Source organism: Chroococcidiopsis sp., from assembly GCF_051657925.1.
Taxonomy (GTDB): domain Bacteria; phylum Cyanobacteriota; class Cyanobacteriia; order Cyanobacteriales; family Chroococcidiopsidaceae; genus Chroococcidiopsis.
In genome coordinates this window covers 1-11143 of the sequence record NZ_JBOFLP010000175.1, presented here as the reverse complement: position 1 = coordinate 11143, position 11143 = coordinate 1, and the positions used below count along the sequence as shown (strand labels likewise).

The 11143-nt window shown below is 43.7% G+C and carries 14 protein-coding genes and 1 pseudogene; 4 read left to right on the top strand and 11 right to left on the bottom strand.

Annotated features, from left to right (window positions below; translation table 11 throughout):
• Together ACRC32_RS14270 and ACRC32_RS14265 are read right to left on the bottom strand one after the other, a co-directional pair.
• A pseudogene (locus ACRC32_RS14270) lies at positions 1 to 537 on the bottom strand (hypothetical protein); the annotation flags it as partial.
• Between the two features lie 72 nt (positions 538 to 609).
• The gene (locus ACRC32_RS14265; protein ID WP_438554597.1) at positions 610 to 822 is read right to left on the bottom strand and encodes a helix-turn-helix domain-containing protein; all 213 of its coding nucleotides are present in this window, start codon (positions 820 to 822) and stop codon (positions 610 to 612) included.
• Positions 823 to 1127: 305 nt separating this feature from the next.
• Here ACRC32_RS14265 and ACRC32_RS14260 point away from each other — a divergent pair, with 305 nt between their 5' ends.
• The 3 genes from ACRC32_RS14260 (at position 1128) to ACRC32_RS14250 (ending at position 3037) form a co-directional block, all read left to right on the top strand.
• A complete protein-coding gene (locus ACRC32_RS14260; protein WP_438554596.1) occupies positions 1128 to 1307 on the top strand; it encodes a hypothetical protein in 180 nt (59 codons plus the stop codon).
• A complete protein-coding gene (locus ACRC32_RS14255; RefSeq protein ID WP_438554595.1) occupies positions 1294 to 1509 on the top strand; it encodes a hypothetical protein in 216 nt (71 codons plus the stop codon). The genes ACRC32_RS14260 and ACRC32_RS14255 overlap by 14 nt, the downstream gene beginning before the upstream one ends.
• Positions 1510 to 1813: 304 nt before the next feature.
• Positions 1814 to 3037 (top strand): IS110 family transposase, encoded by a 1224-nt coding sequence (locus ACRC32_RS14250; protein WP_438554594.1) that lies wholly within the window; start codon positions 1814 to 1816, stop codon positions 3035 to 3037.
• Positions 3038 to 3059: 22 nt separating this feature from the next.
• Here the strand turns inward: ACRC32_RS14250 and ACRC32_RS14245 are convergent, their stop codons facing one another.
• From ACRC32_RS14245 to ACRC32_RS14210, 8 genes are all read right to left on the bottom strand, one after another.
• Complete coding sequence (locus ACRC32_RS14245; RefSeq protein ID WP_438554593.1) at positions 3060 to 3347, bottom strand: hypothetical protein; 288 nt, start codon at positions 3345 to 3347, stop codon at positions 3060 to 3062.
• Between the two features lie 98 nt (positions 3348 to 3445).
• Positions 3446 to 3913 carry a hypothetical protein gene (locus ACRC32_RS14240; protein WP_438554592.1) on the bottom strand — a complete coding sequence of 156 codons (468 nt, stop codon included), beginning with the start codon at positions 3911 to 3913 and terminating at the stop codon, positions 3446 to 3448.
• Complete coding sequence (locus tag ACRC32_RS14235) at positions 3913 to 4551, bottom strand: hypothetical protein (RefSeq protein ID WP_438554591.1); 639 nt, start codon at positions 4549 to 4551, stop codon at positions 3913 to 3915. The genes ACRC32_RS14240 and ACRC32_RS14235 overlap by 1 nt, the downstream gene beginning before the upstream one ends.
• A 17-nt stretch (positions 4552 to 4568) precedes the next feature.
• Positions 4569 to 4961 (bottom strand): hypothetical protein, encoded by a 393-nt coding sequence (locus ACRC32_RS14230; RefSeq protein ID WP_438554590.1) that lies wholly within the window; start codon positions 4959 to 4961, stop codon positions 4569 to 4571.
• A gap of 5 nt (positions 4962 to 4966) precedes the next feature.
• Positions 4967 to 5461, bottom strand: coding sequence for a hypothetical protein (locus ACRC32_RS14225; RefSeq protein WP_438554589.1), 495 nt, complete (start codon positions 5459 to 5461; stop codon positions 4967 to 4969).
• 322 nt (positions 5462 to 5783) lie between these two features.
• Positions 5784 to 8210 carry a hypothetical protein gene (locus ACRC32_RS14220; protein WP_438554588.1) on the bottom strand — a complete coding sequence of 809 codons (2427 nt, stop codon included), beginning with the start codon at positions 8208 to 8210 and terminating at the stop codon, positions 5784 to 5786.
• Positions 8207 to 9112, bottom strand: coding sequence for a hypothetical protein (locus ACRC32_RS14215; RefSeq protein ID WP_438554587.1), 906 nt, complete (start codon positions 9110 to 9112; stop codon positions 8207 to 8209). Before ACRC32_RS14215 ends, ACRC32_RS14220 begins: the two co-directional genes overlap by 4 nt.
• The gene (locus ACRC32_RS14210) at positions 9112 to 9486 is read right to left on the bottom strand and encodes a hypothetical protein (RefSeq protein WP_438554586.1); all 375 of its coding nucleotides are present in this window, start codon (positions 9484 to 9486) and stop codon (positions 9112 to 9114) included. The genes ACRC32_RS14215 and ACRC32_RS14210 overlap by 1 nt, the downstream gene beginning before the upstream one ends.
• 206 nt (positions 9487 to 9692) lie before the next feature.
• On the opposite strand from ACRC32_RS14210, the gene ACRC32_RS14205 reads away from it, so the two are divergent.
• A complete protein-coding gene (locus tag ACRC32_RS14205; RefSeq protein WP_438554585.1) occupies positions 9693 to 10268 on the top strand; it encodes a tyrosine-type recombinase/integrase in 576 nt (191 codons plus the stop codon).
• Positions 10269 to 10451: 183 nt separating this feature from the next.
• Here the strand turns inward: ACRC32_RS14205 and ACRC32_RS14200 are convergent, their stop codons facing one another.
• Positions 10452 to 10832, bottom strand: coding sequence for a hypothetical protein (locus ACRC32_RS14200; RefSeq protein ID WP_438554584.1), 381 nt, complete (start codon positions 10830 to 10832; stop codon positions 10452 to 10454).
• Between the last annotated feature and the right edge of the window lie 311 nt (positions 10833 to 11143).

Genomic DNA, 11143 nt, shown 5'->3' with positions numbered 1-11143 from the left:
ATAGGTAATCATATACGCCACAGCATTTTTAACCTCAGCTATACTTTTCCCAGCCATCCGCCAAATCCTCATCAATGCATCAGGAGAATAGTTCATCCCCAGCTTACGGAAGAGGGTATCGATCTTAGATATATTCTGTAGTAGTAGTTCTCTACTGGATTTTTTGTGATCACTGCCAAACATAGGGTTTCCCGTTGGCAGCTTGGGGCTTTCTACCTGTTTTGATGAGTTGTTTCTTAACACCATTTCAAGGGGTCGCACGATTACTTTCTTGACCCATGGGGTGTAATTTTTGGTGATGATAATCAATCCTTGAGTTTGTTCATCCAATTGGGCGATCGCCTCGCGGATGGTTTTGCGGTCAAATGGTGTGCCCCGATTTTTGGCAACCCAAGCGTTAAATACCCTCAAGTCAATTTCAATTTCATCTACTTGATTGAGTTTTGCCCGTCGGAGTATCCAACGGAGTAAAAGCGTTGCGGAGGGTCGCAATCCACACATTAAGGCAAATTGATCGTTTTTTTTATTCCAGCTCATTGTTATTATCTAATTACATAGAATTCGATTGATTAGCGGTTAGTAGCTTGATGGGTACTAACCGCTATTGTTTTAGGACTTATACTTTTCAGAAAAGTCGTCGGGAAGCTCATCAACTTTTTCAATGTTCAGTTGCTTGCATAACAATTTAAGCTGTATCAAATTTGGTCTAGTTTCGGTTTTACCTAAAATCCATCTTTGATAAGTTTTTAGTGGTATTTTGCAAGCTTCTGCAAACTCTTTCTGATTAAGATTAGTTCGCTCAATCCTGAGACATTCAATCATTGATTCACTTTGCTTTAACTTCCGATCTCCATGCTTCATTCTACATAAAAAAAGTCAAGTTGACTTTTTTCTTTAAAAAGGTCATAATGACTTTCAGATAAACAACAAAAAACACCAAGCGCCTACAGAACGGCAATTTTGTTATACGCTTGATGCTATTTATTGTCGCATTGCTCAATTGAGCAACCAATGTAAATCAGGCAACATTTATGGATGGAGCAAAATATCAAAGGCGCGATCGCTGTTAAAAGAGACAAATAGCAGAATACTCAGATGTTAATTGTCCTCAGTGTTTTAAGAAGAAGATGAAAAATAGACAAGAAGAAGAAGATAACAATCGCGTGCCATCGCGGTATGACGATTATTATGCGGATGCATACACTGACGAAGATTTAGAAGGATTGGAAGAATTAGATTTTGATACCATAGTCGCGAAACTAGAATCAGGATTTAAACCAGGAGATGAAGATCATGACTTTGGATGAGATGAATGAACCAAAATATCAGATAGGCGATCGCATTGCTAACAAGTTTACAGTTCACGGTTTACTTACGTTAAGTGATGGGTCAACTCGCTATTTTATTCGCCTTGGGGATTCCGATAATACCTTTGTTGCTTCGGAAGATGATCTAGATGAATATCTCAATTTTCTACAGTGCGAGATTGATTGTAGACACTTGCCCTAAAAATTAACCGCCTGATAAGTATCGCGGGAAACGACGATCAACATTCTAAAAATTAACCGCCTGATGAGATTGCTAAGGAATGGCGATCGAAACTCACCACATGAGTCGCGGAAGCTTCCAAACCTTTCGCATGGGTATGTATTGCGCTTTTTAAGTGAAGTAAGCCGATTGTGCTTTTTACATTCTTAAGCCAAAATTACTCATCAAAAAACGCTGACACAGAGCTTATAGAGAGAAAAAGGATTCCCTTCCTTTGGGTGTTTCACAAGCCGATCAGCGTTCTTCCATAACTAACACCCATTATATGTTTAATCGAATACTTGGTTTAGATGTCGGTCGTGGATCGGCTGTTTTGTGCTGTCTGGAAGAATTCCCAAGCAATATCCAGCAACACTATAAGAAGTTACGCAACTCGAAACAATTCTTTAAAATTAAGTGTGACCGTGCTGGGGTTGAGAAGCTACTATCTTTTGCCCCAACGGGCATAGTCTTGGAACCTACAGGCTATTGGTACAGCCAATTTTGGGTAACAGTTGCCCAAAAACATGACATTCCTATTTACTGGATCGGACACAACGATCTCGATAAACAACGCGGTAGTTACGGGTTTGTCAACAAACGAGATGAGGAAGACGCGCTATGTTTGGCTGCATCCTTTTTTGATGACAGATTTGTTGATATTCACGATGAAAAACGATTTCTCAAACTGACCGAAAACTCAGCTATCACCAGGATTAGGGAATTATTTAACGCCAAGGAACAGCTCCAAAAAATTCGCACGGGTTTAATTGCCCAACTTAGGCAAAGATTGAGTTATGAGTTCCCGGAAGCAGCACGCCAGAAGATGAAAATATCGCCCCTTAAAGGTTACACACCGATCATTCATTGGCTGGCTACAGGCATCAAAAACACGCGCTATGACAATAAATATAAGTTATCAATAGCACCAGACTTGGGGATTGCCATTACTGATTACACTCGCGATCATGCTCAAACCATCATTACTTTGGAATTACGCATTACTCAAACCATGAACGCGATCGCCAATGCCATCAAAGCACCAGAATTTGATGCTTATCATGCGGTTTTCGACTGCATTGGATTCGGGCTAAACGTCAGAGCCTTACTGCTTTTTAACCTTTATCCGTTTGAAAAATTCTTGGTTGATGGTAAACCTTGGGTTGAGTATGAACGCTCTGGTGACAAACTGCAAAAACGCCATAAATCCTTGCGCAAGTTTCAGGCTTTTTGTGGTCTATCCTACAGCTACAAGCAATCTGGAGACAAGATAAAACGCAAGTTTCATGGCAACGGGATCATTCGCTCCCACCTCTATATTTGGTCGGTTGCTGTGCTATCTCGTACCAAAAATATCAACCATAATCCGCTGCAAAAAGAATTAAGCGATCGCTATCAAGAACTCCGTTCGTCAGTCAAGGGAAAAGATGCTCTAACGAGAATACTATTCAAGTTAACTCGGATGCTTTTTTACGAGCTGGTAAAAACTTTGACAAGTAGAATAGATTAGAGAGAAACCCCTGGTTAGTTTCTTAGTTCATCTCTTCATCAAGCACGGTTTGCGATCGCTCAATTGTCTCTTCAATTTCTTTAACTGATTCAGGTGGTGAAATTGCTTCAGCTTTGCTTAAATCCTCCACCAACAAGCCACCAACATTAGTCCGCTTATTAATGGCGATCGCTCGGGCTTTAATTTCAGTGATATGTTGCCGCTGTAACTCAATCAGCAAAAGAGCTTGCTCTAATTCAGCTTGATTAGCGATCGCCGTTTTAGTGATTTCTAGTCCCGCGCCACTCACTGAAAAGCGGGTACTGGTCATTACCGCCGTGCCGATAAAGATCGAAAGGATCAAGGCAGATGAGCACAACGCCGATTTCTGATATTCCGAGCATGACAACCACATTTTCTCGATCATCTTTAGCTATAAAAGCAGTGCAACGCTACACGCTTTACCTCTTCTGCTTTTCTCAAGTGAGCCATTTGTGATTCAAAGTCTTTGAAGTTGTGCCAATCCATGACAATACAGCCTAATGATCCTGGTGCGTTAGCATCCAAATGCACGCCGAAATCGCCCCGTTTAGTGCCATTAATAGTAAGCACCTCAAAAGGTGTGATTTTATAGAAGCTGCCACGCACACCCGCTTGATGAGTCAAATCTAATGGTGTCAAATCCACCGCATACTGCAATAATCCCTTGCAATGATAGGTCGGAGGGATTAAACCACCTTTAACGTGTTGAGAGCCGCTTTTTTGCCCATTTACGTGGCTGCTGGTACATGACCACTGATTAACATGACCGCGATCGCTATGGATTAGCGCCAGCAGATATTTATCCAGTCCAGGATCGCGATCATAATGACCAGATAAAATTAGTGAATAACTCATTACAGAAACTCCATCACTACCACGTCAGTAGCACCAGACGGAGCCATCATGAATAATTGTCCAGTCGGAAAATCTTCAATGATTTCCAGCGTCGCACCCGCTGGGATGATATAAGGAGCATTAGCCAAGGTCAATCCAGCATCAAACCCTAAAGCCGCTTGTTTAACGCCCTTGTTACGGACTAATATTCCCTTGCGGCTAGTATTAGCTGGCAATACAGCGGTAGGAGCTACTGTTAAAGCAAAAAGTGCTGGGACAGATTGACTAGTAACGTCCTGTGCATTTGTAGCACTTGATTCCGATTGATAAAGACTCATATTTGGTTCGTATACTTGTAAATCTATAGTTTTAATCCAATCAACGGGGTCAAATTTTAATTGATATCCCAATCGATGAAGAGCAAAAGATTGCAATACAGGCGAGTTTAATAATATTAATTTGCTATCAGAAACTTGTACTTTTCTAAGCGGTAAAGTATCAACGTATTGTGACAAATACCCCGCTTTGTGCCATGTGACGCGACAATCTTGACAACTTGCTAATATTATTAAATACTCGCTTTTAAAAATCATTGGAATCAAAAAAGATTCCTGATTAATAATTTTTCGGCTATATTTTAAGACTAATTTCAAAGCCATAAATTAAGCCAAATAAATTAAATAAGAATACGTTTTTTAGGTAAGTAAATACGACGGATTTTCACACCATATACTTTATTGTTGTCACCAGACCCCTCAAGAATTGAGCCTACTTTTTTAGGGTCACAGACCAAAGCAATATTGGCACCATTATCTAACTTAGCCATGACGCGAATATAACCTTGTCCACCCGCTAATTTGACAGCGTTAGCACCATCTTTAGAGTCAGCATTGACCTCTTTAATTCCGAGATCGCCAGCAATATCTTTGTATTTATTTCTAGGCGCGTAGAACCAATGACGAGTTGATTCAACCATGTACATTACGTACTCTTTTGCGTCTACCTGAGCATCTGAGCCTGGCTCTTTATCATTGCCTAGAGGATCGCCTACAGATTTAGTTGTAGCCATTTAATTTACACTCCTGCATCAGCTAAATAAGGGACAGCACTAATTGTTACTGCGCCGTTGGTAACAGCAAAAGCAATCGGCAATTCAGCGCTAATCGTGCCAGTTAGTGCATCAATATCGTATTGAATTTGCACTTTGTTTTTAGCTTCAGGATCTTCAGGATCAACGTTAGCTTTTTCAAGAGCCTGTAAACGCTGGAAAAGTTCTAAAGTAGCAGAGACTAAAGCAGTTGATTTAACGTCGCCACCAGGAGAAAATATACTCGTAACGTAATCATTGCCTGAAACTAAAAGCTTCCCATCAGCAGCCAAACTAGTAGTGATAGGGGTAACCCATTGCACTTGTACGACTTTATCGCCAGTAAAGTAATTAACAGCGATATTATTGGGGTTAGTTGCTTCAGATTCTTCAAGATCTTGTAGCAATTGGCAAGCAACCAAAGCAGCACCTTCTAGAGTGCTGGCTTGAATTGTGCCAGTACCAGGAGTAAAATTAGCCATATTTTGATTTGATTAGTAAAAAAAGCGAATTTTGTTAGATATTCTTCTGTCTCGGTTCTAACTGTTAAATCAACCGTTTGACAAAGGTTTTGCGGGTCGTGCCTTAAGGGACTGACCGGATCAAACCTTTGATCAATTGCGCTCATTTTTGGGCAGCACGACGAACCATTTTCCTTTTGATTTGTAGCCGCCGATCAACCCTAAGCGTATTCGTCTGATTAACGTAGAAGTTGAATAATTAAGCACTTCGGCAGCTTTATTTAAGGAGACTGCGTGATCAGTCCAATATTCATCGCGATCAAAATCATGTTTTGATTTAAAATTATTTTTCCTCATCAAGACGTACTACCCAATCTGGATTAGTTGATTTGGCTCCTTCAGCAAAAAATCTAGCTACCTTTGGTGCTACTGTGATTTGCTTAAACGGTTGTCCTTTACGTTCACCAATTTTGGTGAAACTATCGGTTAATTGAGCCTCTTTGATATATTGAGATGCTAGTTTAATTATTTTGCTAACTTCTTCTTTGGAAACGGCATTAACAATTAATTTACTATTATCTTTGAGTGTCAGAATCCCTTCAATGGAACCTTTACGCCACTTAAAGTTAATTTTTTTAGCGTCTTCTTTTGTGCCATTAAAATGTGGGATGGTTAAAGAATAATTAGCTTTGCCAATGCTTCCATCAACTTTAACCTCACCAAATTGAACTATTAATTGTGGTCTATGGCTTTCAGGTCTTAATTGCCACCACTCAGGAACCGCGGCAATTGGTTCAAGGACACATTGAGCCTTGAGCATCTCAGCACGAGCACGACAAGCTTCGATTTCTGCCGAGGCAGTCCCTTTGAGCACCGCGATTTGAATTATTTCTGATTTAACTACGCCCTCGATACAGGTAATCTGTTCGACATCAATGGTCACAAATTCCAAGATTTCCACCTCGCTAGTACTGCTACACATACCAACGGTTAAATTGGCTTTCAATTTGTCGTTGACGTAAAGCAGTTCAATCCCACAGTCACCTGGGGGCACTTCCCCGCCGCCACCGACTCCATCGCGTCCATCAACTCCATCCCGTCCATCGACTCCATCACGCCCATCAACCCCGTCTCGTCCATCAACACCATCCCGTCCATCGGTGCCATTTCGCCCATCGGTTCCATTCCGTCCGTCGATGCCATCACGCCCATCGACTCCATCCCGTCCATTGATGCCAGGAGCACCCTGAGCACCAGGAGCACCATCCACCCCGTCCCGTCCATCAATGCCATCCCGTCCGTTAATTCCAGGAGCACCATCAACCCCGTCCCGTCCATTGATGCCTGGGGCACCCTGAACACCTGGGACACCTTGAGCACCTGGGACACCCTGAGCACCTGGGACACCAGGAACACCCTGAGCACCTGGGACACCAGGGGCACCCTGGGCACCTGGAACACCAGGGGCACCCTGGGCACCTGGGACACCAGGGGCACCCTGAGCACCTGGCACACCAGGGGGACCCTGGGCTCCTGGAATTCCTGGGGTAGCTCTAAGTAATAAGATTTGGGCTTCGAGTGCCGCAATTTCTGCTTGAATAAACAAAAACTTCCCGTCCAGTGCCGCTATTTTTCCTTGTTCAGCCGCATTTTGGGCTTGGAGTGCGGCAATTTGCGCCTCTAGTGCGGCTATTTGCGCTTCTATTCCGACTATTTCTGCCTGTGCTGCCGACGCTGTAGCCTGTGCCGCTGTTGCCGTCGCCTGTGCCGCGATTACTTGAGCCTCTACCGCCGCCGCCATCACATACGCCGCCGCCGCTTCAGCAATTGCACCATTAACACTTGCTTGGAGGACTGCCAATTGACCACCGACGGCAAAACTCATCTGTAGGGCTTCGGTTGCCACTGCATAAGCTGTGGTCACCTCAACCTGCAACGCGGCTATTTCCGATTGCAAGAATAAAACTTCACCTTGAACGCCTAAAGCTGTAGTGAATGCTGTTTCCGCTAGTGAAGCTGCACCCACAGCCGTCGCTTCGACAAAGGCAATTTCATATTGCACCGCCGCTATTTCCCCTTGCAGGACACCTACTTGTCCTTGAACAAGGGTTATTTCACCTTGAAGGAAACCCACTTCCCCTTGCACCAGCGTTGCCAGTGAGAGGGCAGAACCCGCCACCCCAGCCACCGCAATGATTTCTCCCTGTACTACCGTTGCCAGAGCTAAAGCAGACCGCGCCACGCCACCGACTACTAATACTTGCCCTTGCACCAGCGTTGCCAGAGTTAAAGCAGAACCCGCCACCCCAGACACCGCGGCAATTTCTGCGTGCAAAATAGTTCCCAGGGCAATTAATTGTCCTTGGGTAGCTGTAGCCAGCGCTAAACCACTTGCCGCCGTTGCTCCTACCGCTACTACTTCAGCTTGCACCACTACAATTTCAGCCTGTACCGCACCAGCTAAAGCTAGAGCGCTAGTTGCTTCTACTGCCACTACTGCTACTTCCGCTTGCAATCCTGCGATCGCCGCCCCCAAACTCGCCGCTAGTGCGCTAATTTGAGCACCAATTGCTGTTAATGCCGCCGCAATCAACGGTGCGGCAACCACGGCAATTAATGCGGCTAGTCCTGCGGTGATGGCGATAATTTCTGCCTTGATCCGCTCGATTTCCCCTTCCAGGTAATCAATCCGCGCCGCCTGCTGGTTGATTAGATTGTAGAGATTAGCTATATCCGCCTTAGTGGCGAGATCTTGGCAATTGTTACTCATGATGGGCAATAGTTAGCCAGATTAATAGATTTGACAGAGATGCCATCTGAGCCGTAACAACAAATTTGGTTGCCACACTCAATGGCACAGGTGCCAGCAGGACAAGATTCACAGGGAGCACAACAAACCACCTCATACTGTGGTGGTGGAGTACCAGGATCAGAACAGATTTGAGCTTTAAAATCGGTGGTAATGCCTGTGGTGTAGATGTTTAAGCATTCTGGGGGGATGTTAAAATTTTGACCGTTGGCATAGCCAATATTGTTAACTTCAATGCGTTCGAGATCTTTGCTTTTTTGAATTTTGAGTGATTTAGTATCAGTTGCTAAACCTGCGGGTAAAACCTGCACTTCGGGGCAAGTTGCCCTAGTCTCTGTCCTGATTTGCGTCCCGTTTTGAGCAAAGATTTTAAACTCGCACTTTGTTTTTTGTTTGGCAGGATCACAAGGGACAAAATCAATTATTTTGAATCCTTGTGATAGACCGATTGAATGTAGATAAGTTGTGCCATTTGCCCAAATTTTTATCTGACAGCCCCAATCTCTTCTTTGATTTGGGGGCAACATCCAAATTCCCCATTCATTGTTAGGCATACAGTTGCCTGACAACACCGGCAATATCAAACAATAATCATCAATCGATGGATAGATAAATGAACAAGCTGAAGTAGTTGGTGATTGCCAGCCAACGAAAGAACTACCATTGCCCCGTACCGCTAGCTGGGTAATTATCTTGAATGAACCTGTACCGATCAGATCATTACTAACTTTGGTGGTGTAGGTTAACCCTGTTCCAATAATTTCCTGCCATGGCTCTGTCCCATAGCGCCAACGAATTTTACCGCCCACATAGGGGCGATAGTTAACGGTGCCGCACGAACTATCTTGGCAGTAACTAGCCATTAGATAATCGCATCAGGGTCAAGTTCGCTGCCTTCGGTGTCGTTTTTGTAAGCTGTAGCGACAAGTTGATACCCGACTTGACTAACGCTATTGCGGATTGCCGCGCGTTTACCTTGATTAGTGACATACACCCCGACAGTATTGTCGTTGTTATCAGTGTTCTGGCTCACGCGCTGTAGTTGAATTAGTGCCCAAAGAATGCGGGAAGCATAAGCATTTTTATTAGCGTTGGTCATAGCACTAACGTTCAAACCAAAGTCCACCCCGCCAATCATGATCGAACTTAGGTTGTTCAGGTCAATCGTCATTAGCTTGGTTGTCTCGTTAAAAGACACGTTTGCACCAAATCTTTGAGCCAAGGTTAAGTCTGCCATAGTCGGTTAAGTATGCTAAGTCTTTTGCTTAGTGTTCCCATTCAACTATTAATAAATGACTTGGTATTCTAGATAGAATACCTAGATATACTGATGGCGAAAACCATTTTCCTCTCTTAGACTTAGGCAATTATTTGTAAATATATTGCTAAACAAGTTGGTTTTTTGTAGCCTCAAAATTGCAAAAGACCAACCTTGTTTTTAAAATGAAAAACTGTAGAAATGGTCAAGCGGCAGTTTGGACTAGTCAATTAATCCGGCAGATGCGATCGCGCCTTCGTTCCCCCCAACAGAGAATGATTTTTGAAATTTCTCTCTACACTGGGGAAAGAATGGGGGCAATTTGTCAGTTACGTGTGGAAGATGTCTATGATCGAAACGGCAAAGTGCTTGGTACAATTACTTTTGCTGGGTCAACACGCAAATCCACAAAACACGGTGCAGCTGCCACCCGTCAGGTGGCAGTTCACCCCGATCTGCGACACCATCTAGAAAACTATCGGCACCCAGCCACAGGCTATTTGTTTCCCACGAATAGTAATGCAGGACATATTACCTATAACGCTGTAGATAATTACTGGAGAAGGATTTTAGGTGATTTGGGAATTAGCGGTTACTCAACCCATAGCTCCCGTCGCTGGGTAATCAACGAATTCAGAAAAGCCGGGATATCCATCGTCACTATTGCCGAGACTATGGGGATGACAATTAGTACTGTGCGTCATTATTTGGATAACGATCCTGTTGATTGTGCCAAAGCGATCGCCACTCTTAACCCATGAAAGATTGTGCGGCAATTGGTTATCAGAATCGGTTGAAGATAATCAACTATCTCGCATCGGTTGAATATTGGGAAACTGTTAAATCAATTACTGAAGCAGCAAAATTCAACGATAGAACTACCGTTTACTGTCACTGCAATAATCTAGTCCGAGAAGGAATTTTAGAAAGTGACCAGATCAAGATTAATGGTCGTCTAACTTGGGTCTATCGGATAAACCGCCATTGAAATTAGTCGCCATCGCTAACACTTCGGCAAGTTCCGCACCGCGATCAATGAGAGCCTGTAACTGCAACGCACGATAGTTAGCCAGTTCACTTATGGTCGATCCTCCCCGTAGATGAATATGCTTTTTTTTACCCCGCCATAAATAGGACAGACGATAGTACTGGGTTGATCGCCTACCTGGTGAATATTTGTTCACGCAGATTGTAGGTTCGGTCTTACCAGAATTTAGATACCGTTGTATAGCCTGCTTTTTAGCGTCGCTACGGGCATTCGGTAGCGACGCATGATCTTTGTCGCTACCAGGTAAAGCATCATAGATTGTGAGCTGATATGACATGGTGCTTGCTCCAATTGAGTCATGATTTACGGGTACAGCAGGTTTTTAGCCAGGATACCCCCGCCAAAAACCCGCGGATTGTTAATCACATCTTAGAGATTTGACCGAGCTAAATCAATGGCTCAAATTGCGTCAGGCAATAGATCTGATCCGCGTATGTCAGGTGCTAAACTCGCCACAAATGTGTGTATAGAACCATCTAGTATCACTGGCAAGAAAATATCATCCGTGTCATTATGCCAGCCATGTTTAAGGCATTCGTGGAGCCAGCCTTTGGGACTGGTAACGCCTTTTTTGTCTTCGGCACATCG